Raw genomic sequence first — 24,331 nt, 5'->3', positions numbered from 1 at the left:
GCCGCGAGCCCTAGCCGGCGTTGCGCAGCTGGGCCTGGACCACCGCGGTGTCCGAGAGGTCGACCACGATCACCTCGGGCGCGAAATGGCTTGCCGCCGCCTTGAACGCGGCCGCGTCCAATCGCCAGCCGTAGGCTGGCCGGCTGGCCCGAACAGCCTCGAGCGGCACGTGCCAGATAGTTTTCGCGACCGAAGGCGCCAGGTACGGCTTGAGCAGCAGCGAGCCATCATGGCTCAGAAAGCCGACGTAAGACAGCACCATTACGCCGTGGTTGACCCGGAACAGGTAGATTTCCCGGATCGCCGACCACGGCACAAACCCCCTGGTGATGCGGTAGATGGGTGGCCGTCCGCCGATGTGGACGCCTTCGCCGTCGACGACGAGGCCGGCGCGGCGCAGCAACGCCGCCGAACCGAAGAACACCAGCAGCACCGCTGGGACCGTGAACCCGACGGTGACCAACACGAACAGGAACATGTCGGAGACACCGACGAACAGGATGACCAGGGCGAGCGCGAGCGATGCGGCCATCAGGCCGAGCATGGCCCGGCCTATGCGGAACCGGGACACGTAAGCGGGGGTGGAAGTCACCTGCGAGACTTTAGATGACTTCCGAGCCGGCGGAGGGCCAGTGCCGCGCAGATCTGGTGGCAGCGCATGTTCGCGTGCATCCCGTCTTCGCTGTACATCGCCGGATCCCGCTCGGCCGGATGCCCGGTGCAGTAGACGTGGATGGTGCCCAGCTGTTGCGCGAGCGCGGCCGTGTGCTCGGCGAAGCGAACCATCCTCACCCGGACGGACTCGCGTGCCTTGTCCGGAAACGCGGGGGCATGCGAAATATCGAAGATGCTCACCGTGATGATGTCGGCCCCGGTCTCCTGCAGCGGCCGGATGATGGCGGCCAGCGTTTCGTTGACCAGATCCGGGTCGTAGGACGAGCGCATGGCGTCGTTGCCACCCGCCACCACCAGAGCCAGGTCGGGGGCGAAAGCCAGCGCCTTGGCCAACTGGGAGTCGCGCACCTCGGCCACCTTGAGATCACGTTGGCCCTGGTTGAAGTAGCTCAGCTCGCTCTGAAACCGGCGCAGCTCGTGGGCGATGCGGTCACACCACGGCAGATCCGGGTAGCCGGGGACCGAATCGCCCAGCCCCTGCGCCACGCTGTCGCCCAGCACCGCGAACCGCTTCCACGGATGCCTGCCGACCAGGTCCGCAGACTCATTGGGACGCAAGCAGAAAGGATCGTCCGCTTCGGTGACGGCCATGGATACAGTATGCGGGTGGATCCCCGTGAATTCGACCGCCGCGTGCTGGAGTCGATCGACCCCATCGTGGCCCAGATCCGGCCCGGCCAGCTGCACCTGCCCACCCCGTGCCCGGGTTGGCAGCTGGGTGACCTGTTGCGGCACATGGTCGGCCAGCATCGTGGCTTCGCCGCCGCGGCCCGGCTCGAGCCCGCCGACCCGGCCGTGTGGGAGCAGGTCACGCTCGATGAGGACGACCCCTACGCCACCTATCGGGAGGCGGCGGCCTTGGTGGTGCGCGACTTCGCCCGGCCCGATCTCGCCGACCATCGCCTCGAGATATTCGGCTACGGGCTCATTCCCGCCCTCGGCACCATGCGTATGCACGCGGTCGACTATCTGGCCCACGGCTGGGACGTCGCCAAAACGATCGGCGTCGACTCCACTTTGGACGGTGAGCTGTGTGAGCACGGCCTGCGGATAGCGCAGCGCTGGCCCGAAAGCTCGTTCGGCAGCGGAGACCCTTTCGGCGCGCACGTGCCGTTGCCCGACACCGCGCCGGTGGATCAGCGACTGATGGGCTACCTCGGCCGCGACCCGCAATGGCGCACGGCCGCGCCCTAGGTCGAGGTGACCTCGGCGTCGGTGCTCTCCCTCGGCTTGGGTGGGCGGTGGGTTTCGGTGATCTCCACCATCTCGGTCAGGCCGGCCAGCTTCGCCTCCAGCTCCGACAGCTCCGAGCGCATCCGGTCGGCCTGGCGGGTGGCCTCGGTCTGGTCCACGGTCAGCGCCTTCTCCACGCTGTCGTGCACCCCGGGCACATCCAGGACCGAGAGCATGTTCAGCGCCTCCGCCGAGCGCACCAGATGGCGGCTGCCGAGCAGCGCGCGGCCGCGGCGTACCTCCACCACCCACTGCCCGTTGGCGTAGGCCAGCATGACGGTGAGGCGGGCGGGCAGCTTCGCGTTTCCGGTGAGCACCACGGGCGCATCCGGCAACAGCTGACGCCAGGTGCGGAAGGCGAACACCGGAATGAGCAGGGCCACCAGCAGCACGGCGGCGGCCGCGCCCAGCGCGAGGGGCACCGAGTGCGGTCTGGCCAGGAACCAGGCAGCGGCAGCCGTGCCCAGGGGGATGCCCAGATAGGCGATGCTGGACAGCGCGCCGTCGACCCGGGACCGCAGCGACACCGGCACGTGCGCGGACAGCATGGTGGCGATGACCGGGATGACCGACGCGGTGGCGACACCGGCCACCATCGCGGCGATGACCACCAGCAGCAGGACCGCCGGCCGGCCGCCGATCACCAGCAGCGTCCCACCGCCCACGAGCACACCGAGGCCCAGCACGAACAGGCGCCCAACGCCTTGCACCAGACGCGCGTTGGCCAGTGCCGCGCCGAGCAGGCCGAGGGCGAAGGCGACGCCGACGAGCCCTAGCATCCGCGGGGTGCGGGTGACCTCGCTGACCCAGACCACCACCAGCACCACGGCTGCCGCCTGGGCGAACAGGTTGGTGGCGAACAGGGTTACCGCAAGTCTGCGTACCAAGGGATCGGATTGAAGCTGGGAGACGTTGTCGCCATTGGTGGCTTCGCTGTCGAGCACGTCGGGGGTCTTGGCCAGCACGCGCAGCGCCGCCGCCACGGCGAAGATCATTGCGTTGGCCCACAGCAGGGCCAGCGGGCCCAGCCACATCGTGGCCGCCCCGACCGCCAGCCCGAGCAGCAGCATCCCGAAGCGCGCCAGCCCCTCCCGGCGCGGAGTGTCGCTTGTGGACGGCAGCGCGTGCTCGGTGGAGCGGTCACCGAAACCGCGCAGGGCACCGAGCCAGCCAGCCAGCGCGGCCACCGCCACCAGGTTGCCGGTGAAGAAACCGATCGCCCCGAGCGCGAGCATGCTCAACAGGTCGGCCCCCAGCGGCACCGGCGAAACACGCTCGGCCACCTGCCGGAAGATGAGGTAGCCCAGCAGTTGCGCGCCGCAGACAATGGCCACGTCACGCAGGCTCATCGACCCGGCCAGCAGCAGCCAGGCCAGGGTCAGAAAGGAGATGCGCGTGCCCAGAGCCGACAGGGCGGCCGCAAAAGTCATGCGCTCACCCGGGAGTCGTAGTGGGCGCGCAACGCCTTCTTGTCCACTTTGCCGGAAACGGTGAGCGGAAGCTCGTCGAGGAAGTCCACGCTCTTTGGCGCCCAATCCTTGTTGAGCGCGGCTACTGCCAGCTTGCACAGCTGCTCGCCGGTCACGCTCGCCCCGGGCACGGTGACCACATAGGCGTGCACGGCTTCGCCCCACATGTCGTGCGGCACCCCGATGACCGCGGCGGCCCGCACCTGGGGGTGGGAGGCAAGCGCGTCCTCCACCGGCCGGCAGAAGACATTCGTGCTGGAGTAGGTGGTGACGATCATGTCTTTGACGCGATCGTCTATATAGAGGTAACCGTCCTCGTCGAGGTGGCCCGCGTCGCCTGTGCGCAGCCACCCGTCGACGAGGGTCTCGGCGGTCAGCTCGGGCTCACCCCAGTACCCCTTCATGAGAAGGGAGCCGGAAACCCAGATCTCACCGGTCTGCCCGACGGGCAGCGTCTTGCCCTCGGCGTCACGGATCTCCACCTTCACGTCGCCATAGGGCAGGCCGCAGGAGGACAGGCGTTGCGGGTGTTCAGGATCGAACTCGACGTAAGGCATCGCGGCGATGAACGGGGACTCGCTCATGCCGTAGACGATGCGCACCGACTTGCCGAACCGCTCGATCGACTCCAGCAGCCGGGTGGGCGAGGTCGACGCCCCGGCCACCGTGAGCGATCTGAGGCTCGACATGTCCCTGCCCACCAGGTTTTCGTCTTCGAGAACCCGGTAGAGCACGGGAGGGGGCAGCAGCGTGCTGGTGATCCGCTCCTCCTCGATGGTGCGCAGGTATGGCTCGAACTCGATGCCGTCGTGCAGGAAAAGGGTTCCCCCGGTGAAGAAGGTCATGAACGAGGCGGTCTGCGCGCTGACATGCCACGTGCCCGAGACGAGAAGGTGGCGGATGTGCGGCTCGCCGCTGGCCAGATAGAGCTCCGAAAGCGTGTGCAGGGCCTGGAAGAAGGTATGGCCGTGATGCACCAGCTTCGGATCGCCTGTGGTGCCACCGGTTTGGAACAGCGACTCAGGCTCGGTGGTGATGGTCTGCGGGTCGAACGGCAGCTCGTCGGTGAGCGGCTCGGCGGCCAGGTCCGGCCCGATGCCGCCGCCGCCGAAGCAGTAGACCGGCACGTCGACATAGGCCGCCAGCTCCGGCCCGAGCTCGGCGAAGATGTCCGCGTCATAGATGAAGGCGTCGACATTGGCCAGGGTCAGCACCCGGTCGCGGGCGCGCGGCGGGGTGTGGCTGGCGATCCAGGCCGTTCGGCAGCCCATCAGGTGCGCGGCCAGCTGCAGGAAAAGCGACTCGGACGGTTGCCGGGCCAGGATGCCCAGCGCCGCGCCTTCACGGATGCCATGACGCCACAGCGCATTCGCCATCGTGATCGTGCGCCGGCGAAGATCTGCATAGGTGAAGCGGCGACCGTCTATGCCGACCAAGGCCTCCGCATCGCCATAGGCTTCGAACAGTTCCAACGCGCGCGCCGCATAGTTTCGCTCATCCATTGTGTAGTCACCCCTGCCCTGGTGGTCTCCCAGGCGGACCCTACCGCTCGTTCGGCCTGTCGGCTATCGTCCAGTTGAGATATTTCCAATGAAAGATCTCGCTCATAGACTCTGCGCTATGACCAACCCCCGTCGGCGTCAGCTGCTGCTTGCCCTCATATCGCTGGTAACGGTCGGGTCCACCGCCCTGGTGACCGCGGCGGGCCGGGTGCCCGCGCCGACACCGGAGGCCTGGGTGGCGACCTGGGCCGCAGGGCTTTCCGCAGCCGGGGCGACCGGAAAGTCGTCGGCCGGGTTCGCCGGGCAGACGGTGCGCATGTTCGTCCACACCTCGGTCGGCGGGGAGAAGGCGCGGGTCCGCCTCTCCAACCGCTTCGGTAAGAACCCCTTAACTATCGGCCATGCGACAATCGCGCTGCCATTCGGGCCCAACAGCGGCCCGGGCGACCTCAAACCCGGCACGATCAAAGACCTCACCTTCTTCGGCCAGCGCGAAATCGTCATCCCGGTCGGCGGATACGCTGCCAGCGACGCGATCGACATGCAGGTTCCGGCCAACGAGGACGTCGCGGTCACGATGTACTTCCCCGGTGAGACCGGCCCCGCCACCTTCCATGTCTCGGCGCGGGAGACCGCCTACTTCGGTCCCGGCGACCACAGCGTCGCGCTCACCGGCGCGGGAATGCCCGAGACCAGCAACTCATGGTTCTACGTGGCCGGGTTGGATGTGCTCAACCGCAACGGAAAGGGCGCTATCGCTGTCCTCGGCGACTCCATCACCGACGGTTTCAAATCCACCATCAACGCCGACAACCGGTGGACCGACTACCTGTCCGAACGCCTGAACAAACAAGCCCCGGAAGGCAAGGCCCCCGGCGTGCTCAACCTCGGCATGGCCGGCAACCGCACCGGGGTCGACGGCGCCGGCGGGCTCGGAGTCAATGCGCTGGCCCGTTTCCACTCCGACGTGGTGGCCCAGACCGGGGTGCACACCCTCATCGTTCAGCTCGGGATCAACGACATCTGGATCAGCAAGGACACCGCGAACAACATCATCGCGCGGCTGCAACAGCTTGCCGCGCAAGCGAAACTTGCCGGGCTGAAGGTCTACATCTGCACCATCATGCCGTGGAACGCCTACTCGTCCGCGCCCGACGTGATCAACTACACGCCGGAGCTGGACTCGATCAGGCTCACCGTGAACTCGTACATCCGGACCGGTAGCGACTTCGACGCCTACATCGACCTTGATGCGGCACTGCGCAATCCGGCCGAGCCCACCAAACTGCGCCCAGAGTGGGACAGCGGCGACCACATCCACCCCAACGACATGGGCAACGAGGCCATGGCCAAGGCCGTGCCGTTGGACCTGCTGTTGTGAAGACGGTTTCGCTGGCGGCCCTGCACACCGAGGCGGGCCGCCGAGACCCGTATCCGGTCTACGCCTGGCTGCACGAGCAGGGCCCGATCTGCCAGGTCGCGCAGGGGGAGCGCTATTCCTTTGTGGTGCAGGGCTTCGAGGCCGCGTCGCAGGTGCTCAAGGATTCGGCGACCTTCAAGGTGGCCGAGTCGTCGGCGCCCACCGGGCCGGCCCACGCCGTCTTCATGAACTCGATGTTTTTCACCAATGCGCCACGGCACACCCGCATGCGGCGCATGTTCAATCACGCCTTCACCCCTCGGCGCGTCAACGGATTGCTGCTGGCCATCGAGCGGATGACCGGCGAGCTGGTGGAGCAGATCGCCGGGCGGGACCGGGTCGACTTCATGGCCGAATTCGCCTTTCCACTGCCGGCCAACGTTTTGGGTGAGCTGCTCGGTGTGCCTGAGGTTGACCGTTCCTGGTACCGGCCTCGTGCCCTCGCCCTAGGAGCACTGCTTGAGCTGGGGGCGTCGACGCAGGAGACCATAGCCGCCGCGGACACCGCCGCCCAGGAGATCACGCCTTACTTCGCCGAGCTGGCCGCCCAGCGGCGCGCCCAGCCGCGCGACGACCTGGTGAGCGCGCTGGTGCAGGCGCTGGAGGCCGATGGTGGGGCGCTAAACGAAGAGGAGCTCGTCGCCAATCTCATAGTGCTTTTCAACGCGGGCTTCGTCACCACCACCCATCTGCTCGGCAACGGGCTCACCCTGCTGATGGAGCGCCCGGAACATTTCACCCGGCTGCGCGAGCGTCCCGAGCTGGCATCGTCCTATGTGGAGGAGATTCTGCGTTTCGAGCTGCCCACGCACTTCTCGCTGCGATGGGCGGCGGCCAACGCTGAGGTGGCCGGGGTGAACATCCCGCAGGGCAGCTGGGTTCTCGTGCTGTTGGCGGCGGCCAACCGCGACCCGGCCCGCTTCGCTGAGCCGGATCGCTTTGACCCCAGCCGGTTCAGCGCCGCCCGAGCCGACCAGACCCTCAGCTTCGGTGCGGGCGCTCATTACTGCCTCGGTGCCGCGCTCGCCCGGCTCGAAGGCATCAGCGGGTTGCGCGCGCTCGTGGCAAACTTTCCCGCGATCCGCCTGGCCGAGCCGGCCGGTGTTCCCCGCCAGCTGATGCTCCGCGGACACGAGCAGCTATGGGTCACTACGCAGCAGGACCGATCGTGACAGTGTCGGTTTTGGTCACCGTGCCCATGGTTGCGGTGACTGTGACGTCGCCCGTGCCGTCGCTGGCCGACGTCGCGTCAAACGTCACCTCTGTGGATCCGATCGATACGCTGACAGAGGGCGGCACGCTCAGCGAGGCCGAGCCACTCATCAGGTCAACGGTCATATCGGACTGTGCTGGTGCGGTCAGCCTGACCCGGCAGGTGGTGTTTTGCCCCGCGGGCACCGTGGAGGGCGTGCAGCTCAACGAGTTCAGTGCCACCACCACCGGCGTGCTGGTCGCCTCCGGCACGTGGGTCTGGCCCGGCCCCGGCGTCCCCGGCCCGGTGGAGGGCTTGCGGCTCTGCGATGGCATCGCGGTGCTGGTGGCCAACGGGGACACCACTGCGGACGGCTCGGGATTGGTCGATGGCGGGGGCAGGGTGGCATCGATGCCCACCGGTTTGCTTCCCTGCTCCCGCCCGGGATCCGAGCCTCGGCTAATCATGATTAATAGGGCCGTGGTGGCGACAATGGACAGGACACCGGCAGCGAACGTCATCCCAACCTTCAGCCGGTACGCCGGCAAGCTTTCTTGCTTCGCCTCACCCTTGTCCTGAAAGGGATCGGTCTCGTCCGGCGTTTCCGGCATCTGCGTGTCCTATGTCGGATCGGAATGGGTGGCTCACATCCTAATGCCGGTGTCCAGCGCCCAGCGCGAGGTGTATGCTTATCGACGAAGACCCCGGATGACCTCTGCCGCCAGGCACGCCACCGGGGTTATTGCTATGTTCCGGCCCGCTGGCGCGGCACCGGCCTGCGATAGAGCACCTCTGGCAGCAGGCTGAGGCGTCGCGCCCAGCTGTGTGTATGCGGACAGATCGCCTCAAGCACCACCATCATGTCGTGATGGTCGGCGACCAGATCCCGAAGGTGGATCGGCTCGTGATGAGCCACCCTGTTTCGCAGCCGATGCAGCCGTTCCACGGGCTCGGCCAGCTCGGCCCGTTGTTGCGGCCGTAGATGGGGAAAGCCATGGCGAATGGCAGGCGTCCACAGCGCATGTTCATACTTCTTTGACAGCAGGTACCGCCAGAAGCCGAAGGTCAGCTCGGCGACAATGGCGTCGGGGGTGACCTGTTTGCGCTGCTGGACAAGCCGGGCGACCGCGCTGGCTATATCGGCGCGGCACTTTGGGTCGAGCAGGCGAAGCGGGTCGTTAAGCCAGCTTCCCGGAAGCGCTCGTGCCTGGTGCCGCCGCGTGAGCTGGTCGTGGATCGCGTTGCGCAGGCACACTTCCACCGTTTGCAGGTTGGCGTAACAGGCCGCGCTTGCTTCCAGGTTCCACTCGTAGAGCCGAAGCCCAAGCGCGCCATGGGTCATGGCGAGCTGATCGTAGGGGGCGAGACGGGGCGCGGACAGGCTGCGCCGAACGGCGTGGAGATGGTGTGGGTTTGCGTCGTCGAACGACAATGCGGTATCCTCTCGGAGAACACCCCGGTTGGTCTCTGCCGCAAGGCATGCTGCCGGGGTTATTGCTTTCCGAGGGCACCTCATATTAGCGCAGACCGATCAGTCGAGCCATTCGCGGGCGGCGGCAACCATAGTGCGGATCCCGAATTCCAGCGTGGGGTCGAGAATGGGCGCGAAGTAGGGCGAATGGTTGGAGGGGATGTCCTGGTCGAGGCGTCCGGCCTGCTCCGCTTTGGCGTAGACGTCCACGTCGGTGCTACCCACGTACCAGAAGACGGAAGGGATTCCGGCCACGGTGCCGTAGGTGCCGAAGTCCTCGGCACCCATGATGAGCGGCTGCTCGATGAGCTTCTCCGCGCCGACCTCGGCGCCGATGGCGGCGATGGTGCGTGAGGTGGCAATCGGGTCGTTGATGAGCACCGGATAGGACATGGTCACCGTGATCTCCGGCTCGGCCGGGGCGTTGGACGCGCTGGCCTCGGCCCGGATGATGCGGCCGATGGCGTCGTGCACCCTGTCGCGTACCGCGTTGGAGAAGGTGCGGATGGTCAGCAGCAGCTCGGCCTCGGGTGCGATGATGTTGCTTGTGGTGCCGGCGTGGATCGCGCCGACGGTGACGACCGCGGTGTCGATGGGTGCCACCTCCCGCGAAACCACGGTCTGCAGGCGCATGATGGTCGAGGCGGCCATGACCACCGGATCCACTGTGGCCTCTGGCCGTGAGCCGTGCCCGCCGCGGCCGAAGAGCCTGACCCGCAGCTCGTCGGAGGCGGCCATGAACGCGCCGGGACGGAACCCGACAGTGCCGGCCGGCAGCGGAGTGACGTGCTGTCCTAACGCGACATCCGGGACGGCGAAGCGGGTGAACAGACCGTCATCGACCATCACCTGAGCGCCGCCGCCGCCCTCCTCGGCCGGCTGGAAGACCGCCATGACCGTGCCTGACCAGCTGGCCTTCTCGTGTTGCAGCACCTCAAGCGCGCCGATCAGCCAGGTGACATGCATGTCGTGACCGCACGCGTGCATCGCGCCGTCGATCTGGCTGGCGTAGGGCAGGCCGGTCTTCTCCTGCATCGGCAGCGCGTCCATGTCGGCGCGCAGCAGCACGGTGGGGCCCGGTCCGTTGCGCAGCATGGCCACCACGCCGGTGACGCCGACCCCCTCGGTCACGTCGTAGCCCAAATCCCTTACCCGGGCAGCGATCACGGCCGCTGTGCGGTGTTCCTTGAAAGCGACCTCGGGGTGGGCATGCAGCTGGCGATAAAGCTCGGCGAGTGCTCCAGACATGGTGTCCACTCTAGGCCTTGGAGCTCTCCCTTGGCAGCTCCGCGGTGTTGGCGGGCTGCCGGGTGAGCTCCAAGGCCTAGGCTCCGTTCAGCAGATTGGCGCCTAGCGAGGTCAGGGTGTGCAGGACGGCTGAGCCGTCGCGGCGGGTGGTGATCAGGCCCGCTTCGCGCAGCACGGTGGCGTGCTGGCTGGCCGAGGCCAGCGAGACGCCGGCCCGCTGGGCCAGCTCGCTGGTGGTGCAGCCGTCGGCGATGCGCTGCAGCACCGCGGCGCGGTTGTGCCCGAGCAAGGCGGCCAGCGCGCCGGTTTGGCTGTGCCCGTTGGACCACAGGCGATGCAGGGCAAGCGCGTCCTGGGTGGTGGGGAAGACCAGCCGGATCGGGCCGTCGGGCGACCGCAGGTCGGTCAGCAGCACCAGCCGGTCGCCGACGAACAGCGACGGTACAAGCGACAGCCCGCGCCCGCCCAGATGCACCTCGGCCTCGCCGCACATCAGCACCTCCAAAACCGGGGAATTCCACCGGATTTTGGGATGAAGTGTCGCTAGTAGACCTTCGATGCCGCCTTCCAGGAAAACCCGGGCTCGGGCGCTGCGCTCGGCGTGCAGGTGCCCTTCCACCTTGGGCCAGTGCGGGGCGAGCAGCGCGCGATAGGAGGCCAGCGCGGCGCCGGCCAGCTCGCGCCGGCCGCGGCTGTTGCGCTCGGCCAGGGTCCAGGCCCACCTGGGCAGGGTTTGGTCGCTGGAGAAGAGCTCGAGCTCGGTCCGGATGTGTTCGGGCCGCATCGTGAGCAGAGCGTCGATTCCGGCTTCGATGGTGGGCGCCTCGCCGGTGAGGGACCACAGGTCGACCCCCATGGTGCCGACCGGGGCGAGCGACGCCAGGGGTCGCATCTGGGCGGTCATCCGCGCGCCCACCGTGGTGCGCCAAGGCCCGAACGCTCGGGTGCACGGCTTGCGGGTGCGGAACAGGTTCAGGCCGAACATGGTCTCGGCCAGCGGCCCGAGGGTTGGCGCTATCCGGGTTCGGACCAGGTCTTGCGCGGTGAAATGAATCCGCCACACGGCGTGCAACCGCCTCCCCACCTAGAGGTTTTGGCCAGGGCTGAAAGGGCTGGCGAGGATCGAGACGACGCCTTCACCATTTATCAAACGTCCCCACCCCTGAGGAGGGTTGCCATGAAGAAACTTCAGGTCCACAAGGTTGGACCGATGCGTCTGACCGGGGCCGCGATCGGCTGCTACACCACACCATCGTGTAGCTGCGACGAGAACGGTTTCTGACAGCCGATTAGACGTGTGCGGCTCCGCCCCGTGGCCGCACACCCAACTCCGGCGCGGAGGTCGCATGCTCATCATCGATTGCCACCGCGCTTGGCGGGGGCCCTACACCGGGGTGGGGACGTTGATTCGAGCGGTGTTCGGTGACCTGGACCCCGCACTGGCCGCCCGGCACGCCATCGAGATCGTCGCGGTGGCGCCCGAGTTGCGTGCTCAGCTCGGCTCGTCGCAGACGCTCACCGCGCTCGCCCCGCCGCAGGAGCGGACCAGGTGGTACTCGCGCTTGCGCACCAGGCGTATCGCGCACGGCATTGTGGACCTGCTGCGCGCCCACCCGGTCGCGGTCCGGTTCACCGGCCTGGACCACGCCGACCCCACCGACCTCGAATTCCTTGACCTGGCGGGACGCCGTGGCCTGTGCTTCGAAACCGTAGGTCCGTCCACTGTGGAGCTTGGCCGGGGCGATGCCGCCTATCACGACCACTGCGCCGACGAGCTTGCCGCCCGCGGCGAGTTCTCGCTGTGCCTGGGCGCGATCCCTTACCACCGAGCCCGCGGCTCTTCCCGGGCCGCTGCGGCGGAGGCCTTCCGGGTGGCGCTGGACTACTGCATGGGCGAAGCCTGCTACGCCGCGGGTCTGTGGCTCGCCGACGCGCTCGCCGCCATAGCCGAGCCGAGCGAGCATTACTGGGCGCAGACCCAGCGCGCCGACTTCCTCTTCCTCCTGGGCCGGCCGGAAGAGGTGGAGCCGATCTACTACGACCTGATGGCGCGTTCCACGACGCCATTTCGCCACATGACGATGTCCTACACGCTGGCAATGCTGCACACGCGGCTCTACGAGCAACGCGACCACCATCGGGCCCGCGCGCACATCAACACGGCCATCGCGCTGGCCACCATGATGGACGATCCGTTCCACCTCGTGTTCATGTACAACGGGAAAGCCTTGGTGGAAATGCATCTGGGCAACCTGGACGAGTCACTGCGATTGGTGACCGAAGGGATAGCTCTGCTCGACCGAGCGCTCGACCCGCAGAAGCATCGGCTGCACCGCTCGGTGTTGCGGCACAACCGGGGACAGGTGCTCGCCGCCCTCGGCCGGATGGACGAGGCTCTAGCCGAATTCGAGCACGTTGTCGGGGTCGATCCGCTATATCCGGAGTACCGGTTCGACCGGGCCAACCTCTTGCAGAAGATGGGAAGGCACGCCTTGGCACTGCAGGACTATGAGACGGCGATGCGGCTCGGCCCGCCGTTTCCCGAGCTCTACCACAACCGTGGCGATCTGCGGGCGACGCTGGGGGACGTGACCGGCGCGATAGCGGACTTCCGTTACGTGCTCGATATGGAGCCGGACTATCTGGAGGCACGCCTGGCCCTGGCGGCCTTGCTGCCCGCGCCCGAGGCGGTCGCGGTGGTCGAGGAAGGGCTGCTGCTCCTGCCCGGGGAAGCCCGGCTGCACTGTGCTTTGGGACTGTCCCTCATGGACGATTGGCCGGACCGGGCACGGGAAGCCTTTGACGCCGCGCTCAAGCTCGACCCGGATCTGGTGGAGGCACTGGTCAACCGGGCGGTCACCAGCTTCGGCCAGGGCGACACGGTCCAGGCCATCGCCGACCTCGACCGGGCGCTGCAGCTTCAGCCCGGCAACCCTGACGTGCTGTTCAACCGCGGCTACGGCTACGAGGCGGTGGGCCGGCACGGCGACGCCATGGCCGACTATCGCGCCGCCCTCGGCTACGCCGGCGCCGACCACGATGCCCTGCTCGATGGGCTGGCCAGGTGCGAAAGCGCGCTCGGGGTCGGGGAGGACTCGCTTAAGTAGGCCAAAGCGGTGATAGTGAACCATGGTCTTTGAACCCGCTCAGCTAGGCCCGATCACCCTGCGCAATCGGCTGATCAAAGCGGCCACCTTCGAGGGCCGCACGCCGCAGGCGGTCGTTTCCGACGACCTGATCGAGTTCCACCGGCGCATGGCCGCGGGCGGGGTGGGGATGACGACGGTGGCCTACTTGGCCGTCGCACCCGAAGGCCGTACCGACGGAAAGCAGATCTGGATGCGTGAGGAGGCCGTGCCGGGGTTGGGCCAGCTGGCCGACGCGGTGCATGGCGCAGGCGCGGCCGTTTCGGCGCAGATCGGGCATGCCGGCCCGGTCGCCAATCCTTCCACGACAGGCCTGCCGTCGCTTGGGCCCAGCCGCCGGTTCAATCCGCTCGGGCCGGGGCTGACCCGAGCGGTAAGCCCGGCGGACATCAAGCGGGTCGTCGCGGCGCATGCGCAAGCCGCGTTGCTGGCGCAGCGGGCCGGTTTCGACGCCGTCGAAGTCCACATGGGACACAACTATCTGATCAGCTCCTTTCTCAGCCCACGGATCAACCGCCGCACCGACGAATACGGCGGCAGTCTGGCCAACCGGGCACGATTGGCGCGTGAGGTGGCAAGTGCGGTGCGGGAGGCCGTCGGCGGCCGGATGGCGATCATCGCCAAATTCAATATCTCTGATGGGGTACGAAATGGGCTGTCCCAGCAAGACAGTCTGCGCGCCGCATCATTGCTGGAAAGCGACGGCACCCTCGACGCGATCGAGCTGACCGCGGGCAGCTCCCTGCTCAATCCCATGTACCTGTTCCGTGGTGGCGCGCCGATCGCCGAATTCGCCGCGGCATTCCCTTTCCCGCAGCGCCTGGGAATCCGGCTGGCCGGGCGCTGGATCCTGCGCAGATACCCTTACCGCGAAACATATCTGCTCGATGACGCGCGCAGGTTCCGGGAAGCGCTCAGCCTTCCGCTGGTGTTGCTGGGCGGCGTGTCCGGCTGGGCCGAGATGGAGCTGGCCCGCCGGGAGGGCTTCGACTTCGTGGCGATGGGCCGGGCCCTGCTGATGGAGCCGGACCTGCCCAACCGCATCCGCGCCGACCGCGCGGTGCGCTCCCAGTGCATCCGCTGCAACCGTTGCATGCCAACCATTTACACGCAGACTCGATGCGTGGTGCCGGTGACGCCTAGTCGCGGCGCAGCGCCCGGGTGACACCGGCGATGAGGGCGGTCGCGAGCAACCAGCCTGCGGCGGTCAGTCCGTAGGCGAGCCACCGCGTCGAACCCACCGGAGCGAAGTCCTCGCGCAGCCCGAACGCGCTGATCGGGAGCAGCAGATCCAGCGTGTAGATCAGCGGGTCGAACTTGCGCGTGGAGCCGTCGGGTTGGGGCGGCCAGGCGGAGAAGGCGATGGTGCCGACGGCCAGCATGACGGCCAGCCAGGCGGCGGCGCGCCAGGGGCGGTAGCCGTAGCCGACGGTCCAATTCAGGAGGTGACCGGCGATGCGCTGGTGCAGCTGGCGTTCGCGGGACTGGATGCGCTGTTTGGCAAGCAGCACATGGCGAGCCGCGGCATCCGAGCCCAGCCGCCGGTAGTGGACGGCGAGCTGTTCGTAGGGCTGCGGCCGGAAGCCGTCCTGCTCCCGCCCGAGCCAGCGCAGCCGGTCCTTGACGGCGAGGTAGGCGGGGCTGCTGTCGATCGACTCGTAGACAAAACCGTCGAGGGCGATCTGTGCGGGCCAGCTGACCGGGGCATCGCGCAGCAGGACGCAGCGGGCGTGCCGCAGATCGACCAGACCCGTGGCGGGCTCCGCGGTGCGCAGGTTCAGGTCATCGATGATGGTGTTGTTGAGCGACAGCGCCACCGGCCCATCCAGATGGGCGCCTTCGAAACTCAGCTCGCCCTCCACCCGGGCACGCGGCATCAGCACGCTGCCGGTCGACCGGAAACCTTGGCCGCACAACATCCGCCCGAAGATGGTCATGTTGTCGCCCTGGAGCGCCACCGCCCCGGGATTGTCGATCTGCACGCCGTCGAAGAAAACGCCGCCCAGCATGCGCGCGCCCACCAGCCGCAGCCCGCCCTCGACGGTCATTGGCCAGGCGCCGGGGCGGTCGCTGTTGGGCGCGCCGAACAGGGCGCTCTCCACGGTCAGGCCGCCGGCGAAAAGCGCCCAGTCGCCGGGGTTGACCAGCTTCGCGCTGACCAGGACCAGCTCGCCGGTGATGGTGGCGCGGGTGAGCAGGATGCAGCCGGTCACTGTCGACTCGTTGAAGCGCAGCTGGCCGTCGACGCGCAGCAGCTTGCCGCGGAACCCGGGCAGCCGGCAGCGAATGAAGGCCAGGCTGCGGGTCGAGGACTCGTCGAAGTTGGGCTCCGCGTCGAAGTCGCACTCCTCCAGCAACACCGGCACCGTGATGGCGGCGGTGGTCAGCCGCAGATCGCCGGTTATCCGGGCACCGGTCAGGCGCACCCCCGGGGCGCTGCCCGGGGGCACCTCGCGCGCGCCGAGCAGCAGGGCGGCCAGCACCGTGGCGCGCACAGTCCTTTCTGGACTGTCGCGCAGGTCGACCGCCGCTCCGGTGGCGAACGCCTCCCAGAGCGCCTTTTCGGACACGTTGAGCTCATCGAGGGTGAGGGGCACGTCGAAGAGCGTATATCAGTACCCGGGGGCGTAGCCGTGGTTGGCCCGGCGGCTCAGGATCAGGTCGACAACCAGGCCGGTCCAGCCGGTCTGATGCATCGCGCCCAGGCCCGCGCCGGTGTCGCCGTGGAAGTACTCGGGGAAGACCAGGAGATCCTTCCAATCAGGATGGTCGCGCAACCGAGGATCGCTGCCCCACAGCGGCCGGTGGCCCTCCTTGTTGACCGTGAACAGCGAGATGAGCCGGTCGGAGAGATCGTCGGCGATCTGGGCGAGTGGCATCTTCACCCCGGAACGGGTGGGATATTCGACCAGCACGTCGTCGTGGTAGAAGCGCGCGTAGGACCGCAGCGCCTCGATGAGCAGGAAGTTGACCGGGAACCAGATCGGGCCGCGCCAGTTGGAGTTGCCGCCGAAGGTGCCGCTTCGCGACTCGGCGGGCTCGTAGCCGATGCTGAAGTCGTGATCGCCGAGCCGGACCGAGAACGGCTCGGCCAGATGAGCCCGGGAAAGAGTGCGCAGGCCATAGGGGGAGAGGAATTCCTCTGTGTCGAGCATGCGCATCAGCACGCGGCTGAGCCGTTGCGGCCCAACGGCGGAGAGCAGCCGCTGCTGCTGCCCGCTCTGGATGCGCCTTTCCCCGAGCACGTCGGCGAACTCGGGTTTCTCCGACAGGAACCAGCGCAGCCGGGCCGACAGCTCCGGCAGCCTGACTAGAGTCACCGAGCTGAGGATCGTGGTGGCGCACAGGGGCAGCAGGCCCACTGTCGAACGCACCTTCAGCGGGACAGCTTTGCCATCGAGCTTTTTGATCTGGTCGTAGGAGAAGCCGTCTTCGTCGTCCCACAGCTCGCCCGCCGCGTACGCGATATAAGCGAAGTGTTCAAAGAACTTGGTGGCGATATCGGCCCAGACGCGGTCGCGCGTGGCGAGGACAAGCGAGATCTCCAGCAGGTTCAGCGCGTACATCGCCATCCACGCCGTGCCGTCGGACTGTTCGAGCTTTCCGGCCACCGGCAGCGAAGCCGACCGGTCGAACGGGCCGATGTTGTCCAGCCCGAGGAAGCCGCCCTCGAAAAGGTTGTTGCCGTTGGAGTCCTTGCGGTTGACCCACCACGTGAAGTTGAGCAGCATCTTGTGCATGATGTGGCCGAGGAACTCGTAGTCGCGCGACCCGTCCAGCTCGAAGATCTTCAGCGACGCCCAGGCGTGCACGGGCGGGTTCACATCGCCGAAAGCCCATTCGTAGGCGGGGATCTGCCCGTTGGGGTGCAGGTACCAATCCTTGAGCAGCAACAGCATCTGCTCCTTGGCGAACTGGGGGTCGACGTGGGCGATCGCCACGCAGTGGAAGGCCAGATCCCACGCGGCGAACCACGGGTACTCCCACTTGTCGGGCATGGAGATGACGTCGAAGCTGCTCATGTGCCGCCAGGCCGAGTTGCGGCCCTCGCGGTGCCCGGCCGGCGGCGGGGACGAGCCGGGGTCGCCGTCGAGCCAGCGGCTCACGTCGAAGTGGTAGAACTGCTTGCCCCACATCAGCCCGGCTATCCCGGCGCGGGCCACATCGGCCTCGTCGGGGGTGGTGCCGGGTGGCATCAGAGATGAGAAGTATTCGTCCGCTTCTGCTTTTCGGGTGGCGAGCACCTCGTCGAGCTCGCCCTCGGGCGCGCCCTGGGTCAGCCGCAGCCGGATTTCGCGCGACTCCCCGGCCGGCACCTCCAGCACGTAGTGCAGCGCGGCCTTGGTGCCCACCAGGTCGGGGTTGACCGTGTCGGTGCCGTGGATCAGGTGGTCGTTGATGCCGTCCTTGGGGTAGGCCGAGCGATTCTCCAGCCCCCACAGCCGCTGCGCGTTGGTTTCGTTGTCGCATGCGAGCGGGGTGCTCTCGCCGTCGCCGCGCAGAGCCAGCTCACCGAAGGTCTTGTGCTGGGCGTAGAGCAGGCCGTCGGAGGCGTGGATGCTGGGCTTGTCGTCGCGGCCGGGCAGCCCCCACGCCCATGTGTTGCGGAACCACAGCGTCGGCAGCACGTGCAGGGTGGCGGTCTTTGGGCCACGGTTGGCGACAGTGATCTTGATACACATGTCCGAGGGGTTGGCCTTGGCGTAGTCTGCGGTGACGGCCCAATAGCGGTCCTCGTCGAACACGCCGGTGTCGAGCAGCTCGTACTCGGGCTCCTCCCGGCTGCGCCCGCGGTTGACCGCCACCAGCTCGGTGTAGGGATATTCGGCCTGCGGATAGTGGTATCGCCAGGACATCCACGAGTGCGTGGGGGTACTGTCTAGGTACCACCAATATTCCTTGGCATCCTCGCCGTGATTGCCCTCCTGGCCGGTGAGCCCGAAGATGCGCTCTTTCAGGATGGGGTCCTTGCCGTTCCATAGCGCGAGGGCGAAGCAGAAGGTCTGGCGCTCATCGCAGATCCCGGCCAGGCCGTCTTCGTTCCAGCGGTAGGCTCGGGAGCGGGCGTGGTCGTGCGGGAGGTAGTCCCATGCCTCGCCGAATTCGCTGTAGTCTTCGCGGACCGTGCCCCAGGCGCGCTCGGATAAATAGGGTCCCCAGCTTCGCCAGCGTTCCTCTCGAGCGGCGGCAGAGTCCAAGCGGAGCTGTTCGGAGGTCATAGCACCATTGTTAGCGCATGATGATGGAGTGCGCATCGAGTACGGTTCTCAAGTCTTAGGTGACGTGACCCTGGGCGGCGCCCGGGAGTGGTTGGTGCCCGACGGTCTGGGTGGCTATGCCATGGGCACGGTGAGCGGGCTTCGTACCCGCCGCTACCACGCATTACTGGTGGTGGCCGATCCCACCCCGGCCACCCGCAAGGTGGGCCTGATCGGGCTGGATCCCGTGCTCAACGGGGTTGAGCTGGCCACCCACGAGTGGGCGGATGGCACCATCTGGCCGCACGGGCATTTCTACCTCGAACGTTTCGAGCTCGTGAACGGCTTGCCCCGATGGAGATGGCGGCTCGGCGAAACCGTTATAGAGCGGGAGCTGGCCATGCTGCACGGCCGCTCGTGTGTCGCGGTCGTTTACCGGCTGCTGGCCGGCGGCCCGGCCGAGCTGAGCGTGCAGGCCGTTTGTGCCTGGCGCGATCAGCACGGTGAGCAGCACGGCGACCTGACGCTGGAAGGTCAGGTAGTGGCCGGGGCCTACCGGCTGCGCGGTCCAAACTGGACCCCGGACGGCACCTGGCTGCGCGGTGTGCGCGCTCGGGAAGAGGCGGCGCGCGGCTACGTACCCACCGAAGATTTGATGCGTGCTGGCAGTTTTCAAGCACGGCTCGAGTCGCCTGGAGACTGCCTTGAGGTGACCGCTTGGGCGGGCGATCTGAGCGAGGAGCCACCACCGGCCCGCGAGATCATCGATTTGGCGAATCGGCGCAACGCCGCCCTGGACGGGCTGAAGCTGTCCGCCGACGCGTTCATCGTCAAGGGGCCGGACGTGGTCGCCGGCTACCCGTGGTTCGGGGCATGGTCGCGCGACACGATGACCTCATATGAGGGGCTGTTCCTCGCCACCAGCCGGCCCGAGGAGGGGCGCGAGCTTCTGCGCACCTACGCGGCCACGCTCAGCGAAGGCATGCTCGCCAACACGGCCGACGGCGGGACGGTCGGGTACAACACCGCCGACGCCACGCTGTGGTTCATCCACGCCGTCGAGCGGCATGTCACGCTCACCGGCGACACCGATCTGGGACACGAGCTGCGCCCAGCGCTGGAAGGGATCCTCAAGGCGCATCTGGCCGGGACCCGCTACGGCATCCGGGTGGACCCCAACGACGGTCTGCTGGTGCAAGGGGCCGACGGCGAGGCGCTTACGTGGATGGACGCGCGGGTGGACGGCCAGCCGGTCACGCCGCGCCGCGGCAAGGCTGTGGAGATCAACGCCTTGTGGTGCAACGCGCTGGCCTATCTGGGCAGCGATCTGCTGACCCGGGCGAAGGTGAGTTTCGCACGCACCTTCGGCGGGGGCGAATGGCTGCGCGACACCGCCGACGACGCGGCGCTGCGGCCCAACCAGCTGCTGGCCTACTCGTTGCCCAACGCGCCGCTGGAGCCCGACCGCGAGGTGATCAGGCGGGTGGGCAAGGCTTTGCTGACGCCCTTCGGCTTGCGCAGCCTCAGCCCGGAGGATCCCGCTTACCGCCCGCGCCACGACGGGACCATGGCGCAACGGGATTACGCCTATCACCAGGGCACGGTGTGGCCATGGTTGATCGGCCCGTACGCCACGGCTCTTGTTAAAGCGAAGTTACCAACTGATGAACTTTTTGGTGGCCTGATGGCCCACCTTGGCGACTACGGACTCAACTCGGTGAGCGAAACCTTGCACGGCAATGCACCGCACGGAGCAACCGGGTGTCCCTTCCAAGCGTGGAGCGTGGCCGAGCTGTTGCGGGCGACACGGCTATAAAAAAATCGCGCCACGAAACGACACGGAAACTCAAGCACCAGACGACGGTAACTCAAGTAAGGCAGGATAGGTCTAACCCCGACGACGCGTGGCACCTCAAACAGGTGCCTCTTTTCGCGCACCGCGAGGAGGATCGATGGCAAGTGTCTTGATGCTCTCGTGGGAGTATCCGCCGGTGGTAGTCGGTGGCTTGGGCCGGCATGTGCACGCGCTGGCGACCTCTCTCGCGCAGATCGGCCACCAGGTGACCGTGGTTACTCGCCACGCCCCTGGCGCCCCACTGGAGGAATTCAGCCAGGGCGTGCGGATTGTGCGCGCACCAGAGGATCCTCCTTTGTTCCCGCTGTCGACGCCCACGTTGCTGGCTTGGACCATGGCGTTCAACCACACGCTGACCCGTGCCGCGTTGCGGGCGGCGGAGACTTACACCTTTGATGTAGTGCATGCCCATGACTGGCTCGTGACGCACACCGCGGTGACGTTGGCCGAGCACCTGGACCTACCGCTGGTGGCCACCATCCATGCCACCGAAGCCGGCCGGCACCAAGGCTGGCTGCCCGACGACCTCAACCGCAGCATCCACTCCGTGGAGTACTGGCTCGGCAAGCGGGCCGGCAAGGTGCTGGTGTGCTCGGAGTACATGAAGTGGGAAGTCAGCCGCCTGCTGGAACTGCCCGATGACAAGGTCGATGTCATCCCCAACGGCGTGGACAGCAAGGCTTGGCGGGCCACCGCTACGGCCGTTCGTAAAGCACGGGAACGTTTTGAGGCCAAGGGGCCGCTCGTCGGATTCGCCGGGCGGCTCGTATATGAGAAGGGCGTGCAGGATTTGGTTGACGCCGTGCCGCAGTTGCGTGCCGAGCATCCCGGGCTGAAGGTCGTCATCGCCGGGGATGGGCCCTACAAGGAAGAGCTTCAGGAGGCGGTGCGGCGTCACCGGATCACCTCCACCGTGGCGTTCACCGGATTCCTCAGCGAGCGGGAGCTGCCCGCCATGCTGGCCGCGACCAGCGCCACGGTGGTGCCGTCGCTGTACGAACCGTTCGGCATGGTGGCGTTGGAAGCGGCCTCGGCGGGTGCGCCGCTGGCGGTCGCCTCCACCGGTGGGCTGGCCGAGATCGTCGAGCCGGGCGTGACCGGGATGACTTTCCCGCACAGCGATCCGGGCGCGCTTGCCGACGCGGTGGGCACCCTGCTCGCCGAACCGAAGCTGGCCAAGGAGATGACCAAGCGGGCTTCGGCGATGATTGCCGAACGCTATGGCTGGCAAGGGATCGCGGAGAAGGTGGTGGCCGCTTACGGCGAGGCGATTCGCGCTGAGCCCGCACATCGTGCCGCGCGGCTCGGCGAGCCGCGCGAGCCGATCGTGGTCCCAGATGGGAACCTGCTGCGATGACACATTGGCGGGATATCGGCGCCCACGCGCTGGCTGACGGGGGTTTCAGGTTCGCGGTATGGGCGCCAAACGCGCGCCAGGTTCAGGTTATCGGTGACTTCAGCGGGTGGTGGCCCGACGACGGGCTGCCCATGTGGGGCAACGACGACGGGATCTGGCGCACCGAGGTCGCGACCGCGCAGGAGGGTCAGCGCTACCGTTTTCGCATTCAGGGGGCCGACGGATGCTGGTCCTACCGCTCGGATCCGATGGCGTTCGCCACGGAATGCCCGCCCGCCAACGCTTCGGTGCTGTTCACCTCGAACTACACGTGGAACGACGAGCAGTGGATGAGCGCCCGGCGCACCGACCACCACGCTCGCGCCATGTCGGTCTATGAGGTTCACCTGGGTTCGTGGCGGCCGGGGTTGTCCTACAAGGAGCTGGCCGACCAGCTGGTGGCCTACGTCAGCGAGCTGGGCTTCACACACATCGAGTTGCTTCCGGTGATGGAACACCCATTCGGCGGTTCATGGGGGTACCAGGTAACCGGCTTCTACGCGCCCACAGCGCGCTTCGGCACGCCCGACGAGTTCCGCCACCTGATCGATCGCTGCCACCAGGCGGGCATCGGTGTGCTCCTCGACTGGGTGCCGGCACACTTTCCCAAAGATGAGTGGGCGCTGGCCCAATTCGACGGCACCAGCCTTTACGAGCACCCGGATCCCAGACGCGGCGAGCATCCCGACTGGGGCAGCCTCGTGTTCAACTTCGGCCGCAACGAGGTGCGCGACTTCCTCATCAACAACGCCCTCTACTGGTGCGAGGAGTTCCACGTCGACGGTCTTCGCGTCGACGCTGTCGCGTCGATGCTCTACCTCGACTACTCCCGCCATCCGGGCGAGTGGGAGCCGAACGTGTTCGGCGGCAACACCAATCTGGAAGCGGTGCATCTGCTCAAGGAGCTGAATTCCGCGGTCTACCGGCATCACCCCGGCGTCGTGATGATCGCGGAAGAGTCCACGGCGTGGCCGGGCGTGACCAAGCCGGTCGACTGGGGCGGCCTCGGTTTCGGCCTGAAGTGGAACATGGGCTGGATGCACGACACACTGCTCTACTTCGTCAAAGATCCGATCTACCGCCATTTCCACCACGACACCCTGACCTGGCCGTCGTACTACGCCGGGCAGGAGCACTTCGTGCTGTCGCTCAGCCATGACGAGGTGGTGCACGGAAAGCGGGCGCTGCTGAGCAAGCTTCCCGGCGACAGATGGAATCGGCTGGCCGGGTTGCGCGGGCTGCTGGGCTACATGTGGGCCTTCCCTGGCAAGAAACTCGTCTTCATGGGCGCCGAGCTCGGGCAGGATTCCGAGTGGAACGAGCAGGACGGGCTGGAATGGTCCTATGCGGACGAGGGCCTGCGTAACGTGCTGCGTGACCTGAACCGGATCTACCGCCGGTACAAGGAGTTGTGGGGCGATGGCATGGAATGGATCCACAATGATCCTGACCGCAACACCGTCGCTTTCAGCCGTGGCTCGATGGTCTGTGTCGCCAACTTCTCCGGCCTCCATCAGCATGTCCACCTGCCACAGGTGCGCGGGTTCAAAGAGCTGATCAACACCGATGCGGCCGAGTACGGCGGCACCGGCTCGGGCAATTACGGAAAGGTGCGCGGAGACGACGTACAGGTTGGCCCGCATGCGGTCGTCTATCTGAGGAAAAACGTCCTACGCTAGGCGGCTATGAAGGTTCGTCAGGTGTTGGCGGTTCTGGCAGTGCTGGTGATCGGCCTGCTTGCCGGCAGCCTGGTCTCCAGCGTGTTCGCGGCGACGCCGGTAGCGACCGTGGGATTGCGGGTTCCACGGTCGGCACCCAAGGCATACCTGGTGGTGGTCGGCGTGGATTGCGCGTCACCCATTCCCACCGCGTCGCAGCCGCTGGGCGGGCCTACCGCTGTATTGCCGGACGCGGAGAAGCTCATCGCGGCCAATGCGCGAGCCGCGACGGTGTTCGGTGCCCGGCGTGAACTGGGCATCGAAGTCGTCCGGGCGCATGTCGAGTGCGCCAGGATGATCGAGTCCAACCTGGACTCCGCCCGCCGGGCAGGCCCCGTCGATGTGGCCCTCGTCAGGGTCATCTTGGACGCCTCCTCGCTCAAAGACGTTGAGGTCCATGGGGATCCGACTGGAAAGTTGATCTTCGGCGCGCGAAGCGGCGAAGCCTGTGTCGTGGGTGTCCACCATGCCAGCGAGTCCTGGGTGGCGGTCATGACGCCGCTGCCCGGCGGCAAGTGCCTGCCTTAGTGTCGTACCCCTTGTCTAGTTTGGAGGCATGGGCGCGGGGGCGGTCGAGGATCTGGTCGACAGGCTGATTGCTGCCAACCGCGCCGCCGCTGTGGCGCAGGCTCGCCTGTTGGGTCTGGTGCTGGAGGTCGTCAATGCCGCGCCGGATCCCCGCTATGGCGTTGACGAGGTGGCGTTCGCCCTGTCCTGGACGCACCGTGCCGCGGCCGCGCAGGAGGGGTTGGCCCGTCAGCTGATCGACGGGTTGCCAGAGGTGTTTGCTGCCTTGGCCGCCGGGCTT

19 protein-coding genes and 1 pseudogene are annotated in these 24,331 nt (G+C 67.2%); 10 read left to right on the top strand and 10 right to left on the bottom strand.

The annotated features are described in order from the left end of the window. Positions 1 to 10: 10 nt before the first annotated feature. Both Rhe02_RS23915 and Rhe02_RS23910 read right to left on the bottom strand, forming a co-directional pair. Positions 11 to 592, bottom strand: a complete 582-nt coding sequence (locus Rhe02_RS23915) for a hypothetical protein (RefSeq protein WP_203910571.1) — start codon at positions 590 to 592, stop codon at positions 11 to 13. Continuing rightward, positions 589 to 1,266, bottom strand: a complete 678-nt coding sequence (locus Rhe02_RS23910; RefSeq protein ID WP_203910570.1) for an SGNH/GDSL hydrolase family protein — start codon at positions 1,264 to 1,266, stop codon at positions 589 to 591. Before Rhe02_RS23910 ends, Rhe02_RS23915 begins: the two co-directional genes overlap by 4 nt. Before the next feature lie 15 nt (positions 1,267 to 1,281). Between Rhe02_RS23910 and Rhe02_RS23905 the strand changes: the two genes are divergently transcribed. Continuing rightward, entirely contained in the window at positions 1,282 to 1,869 is a 588-nt protein-coding gene (locus Rhe02_RS23905; RefSeq protein ID WP_203910569.1) for a TIGR03086 family metal-binding protein, read from the top strand. Here Rhe02_RS23905 and Rhe02_RS23900 read toward each other — a convergent pair. Together Rhe02_RS23900 and Rhe02_RS23895 are read right to left on the bottom strand one after the other, a co-directional pair. Next, positions 1,866 to 3,338, bottom strand: a complete 1,473-nt coding sequence (locus Rhe02_RS23900) for an MFS transporter (protein ID WP_203910568.1) — start codon at positions 3,336 to 3,338, stop codon at positions 1,866 to 1,868. The genes Rhe02_RS23905 and Rhe02_RS23900 overlap by 4 nt on opposite strands. After that, entirely contained in the window at positions 3,335 to 4,879 is a 1,545-nt protein-coding gene (locus Rhe02_RS23895; RefSeq protein WP_203910567.1) for an AMP-binding protein, read from the bottom strand. Before Rhe02_RS23895 ends, Rhe02_RS23900 begins: the two co-directional genes overlap by 4 nt. A 118-nt stretch (positions 4,880 to 4,997) precedes the next feature. On the opposite strand from Rhe02_RS23895, the gene Rhe02_RS23890 reads away from it, so the two are divergent. Beyond that, on the top strand, positions 4,998 to 6,260 hold the full coding sequence (locus Rhe02_RS23890) for an SGNH/GDSL hydrolase family protein (protein ID WP_203910566.1): 1,263 nt from the start codon (positions 4,998 to 5,000) through the stop codon (positions 6,258 to 6,260). Beyond that, the gene (locus Rhe02_RS23885; protein ID WP_239124008.1) at positions 6,257 to 7,471 is read left to right on the top strand and encodes a cytochrome P450; all 1,215 of its coding nucleotides are present in this window, start codon (positions 6,257 to 6,259) and stop codon (positions 7,469 to 7,471) included. Before Rhe02_RS23890 ends, Rhe02_RS23885 begins: the two co-directional genes overlap by 4 nt. Here Rhe02_RS23885 and Rhe02_RS23880 read toward each other — a convergent pair. The 4 genes from Rhe02_RS23880 to Rhe02_RS23865 all read right to left on the bottom strand — a co-directional run bounded on the left by Rhe02_RS23880 (position 7,449) and on the right by Rhe02_RS23865 (position 11,273). Continuing rightward, positions 7,449 to 8,102 carry a hypothetical protein gene (locus Rhe02_RS23880; protein WP_203910564.1) on the bottom strand — a complete coding sequence of 218 codons (654 nt, stop codon included), beginning with the start codon at positions 8,100 to 8,102 and terminating at the stop codon, positions 7,449 to 7,451. The two genes, Rhe02_RS23885 and Rhe02_RS23880, sit on opposite strands and share 23 nt — an antisense overlap. A gap of 134 nt (positions 8,103 to 8,236) precedes the next feature. Then, complete coding sequence (locus Rhe02_RS23875; protein WP_203910563.1) at positions 8,237 to 8,923, bottom strand: hypothetical protein; 687 nt, start codon at positions 8,921 to 8,923, stop codon at positions 8,237 to 8,239. A gap of 99 nt (positions 8,924 to 9,022) precedes the next feature. After that, positions 9,023 to 10,210, bottom strand: coding sequence for an amidohydrolase (locus Rhe02_RS23870; RefSeq protein ID WP_203910562.1), 1,188 nt, complete (start codon positions 10,208 to 10,210; stop codon positions 9,023 to 9,025). A 76-nt stretch (positions 10,211 to 10,286) separates the two neighbouring features. Then, positions 10,287 to 11,273 (bottom strand): ArsR/SmtB family transcription factor, encoded by a 987-nt coding sequence (locus Rhe02_RS23865; RefSeq protein ID WP_203910561.1) that lies wholly within the window; start codon positions 11,271 to 11,273, stop codon positions 10,287 to 10,289. 283 nt (positions 11,274 to 11,556) lie between these two features. On the opposite strand from Rhe02_RS23865, the gene Rhe02_RS23860 reads away from it, so the two are divergent. Beyond that, on the top strand, positions 11,557 to 13,317 hold the full coding sequence (locus tag Rhe02_RS23860) for a tetratricopeptide repeat protein (RefSeq protein ID WP_203910560.1): 1,761 nt from the start codon (positions 11,557 to 11,559) through the stop codon (positions 13,315 to 13,317). A gap of 22 nt (positions 13,318 to 13,339) precedes the next feature. Further along, positions 13,340 to 14,521: an NADH:flavin oxidoreductase gene (locus Rhe02_RS23855; protein WP_203910559.1), complete on the top strand. Its 1,182-nt coding sequence runs from the start codon at positions 13,340 to 13,342 to the stop codon at positions 14,519 to 14,521. Here the strand turns inward: Rhe02_RS23855 and Rhe02_RS23850 are convergent. Both Rhe02_RS23850 and Rhe02_RS23845 read right to left on the bottom strand, forming a co-directional pair. Continuing rightward, the gene (locus Rhe02_RS23850; RefSeq protein ID WP_203910558.1) at positions 14,496 to 15,953 is read right to left on the bottom strand and encodes an oxidoreductase; all 1,458 of its coding nucleotides are present in this window, start codon (positions 15,951 to 15,953) and stop codon (positions 14,496 to 14,498) included. The genes Rhe02_RS23855 and Rhe02_RS23850 overlap by 26 nt on opposite strands. A 15-nt stretch (positions 15,954 to 15,968) precedes the next feature. After that, on the bottom strand, positions 15,969 to 18,575 hold the full coding sequence (locus Rhe02_RS23845; protein WP_203910557.1) for an MGH1-like glycoside hydrolase domain-containing protein: 2,607 nt from the start codon (positions 18,573 to 18,575) through the stop codon (positions 15,969 to 15,971). Positions 18,576 to 18,603: 28 nt separating this feature from the next. On the opposite strand from Rhe02_RS23845, the gene Rhe02_RS23840 reads away from it, so the two are divergent. From Rhe02_RS23840 to Rhe02_RS23820, 5 genes and pseudogenes are all read left to right on the top strand, one after another. Continuing rightward, on the top strand, positions 18,604 to 20,370 hold the full coding sequence (locus tag Rhe02_RS23840; protein ID WP_203910556.1) for an amylo-alpha-1,6-glucosidase: 1,767 nt from the start codon (positions 18,604 to 18,606) through the stop codon (positions 20,368 to 20,370). A gap of 136 nt (positions 20,371 to 20,506) precedes the next feature. Next, on the top strand, positions 20,507 to 21,766 hold the full coding sequence (locus tag Rhe02_RS23835; protein WP_203910555.1) for a glycosyltransferase family 4 protein: 1,260 nt from the start codon (positions 20,507 to 20,509) through the stop codon (positions 21,764 to 21,766). Then, positions 21,763 to 23,484 carry a 1,4-alpha-glucan branching protein GlgB gene (gene glgB, locus Rhe02_RS23830; protein ID WP_203910554.1) on the top strand — a complete coding sequence of 574 codons (1,722 nt, stop codon included), beginning with the start codon at positions 21,763 to 21,765 and terminating at the stop codon, positions 23,482 to 23,484. The genes Rhe02_RS23835 and glgB overlap by 4 nt, the downstream gene beginning before the upstream one ends. A gap of 6 nt (positions 23,485 to 23,490) precedes the next feature. Further along, complete coding sequence (locus tag Rhe02_RS23825) at positions 23,491 to 24,051, top strand: hypothetical protein (protein WP_203910553.1); 561 nt, start codon at positions 23,491 to 23,493, stop codon at positions 24,049 to 24,051. A gap of 28 nt (positions 24,052 to 24,079) precedes the next feature. After that, a pseudogene (locus tag Rhe02_RS23820) lies at positions 24,080 to 24,331 on the top strand (HNH endonuclease signature motif containing protein); the annotation flags it as partial.

Source organism: Rhizocola hellebori (genome assembly GCF_016862955.1).
GTDB classification, from domain to species: Bacteria; Actinomycetota; Actinomycetes; order Mycobacteriales; family Micromonosporaceae; genus Rhizocola; species Rhizocola hellebori.
This window is presented reverse-complemented; position numbering and strand designations above follow the sequence as displayed.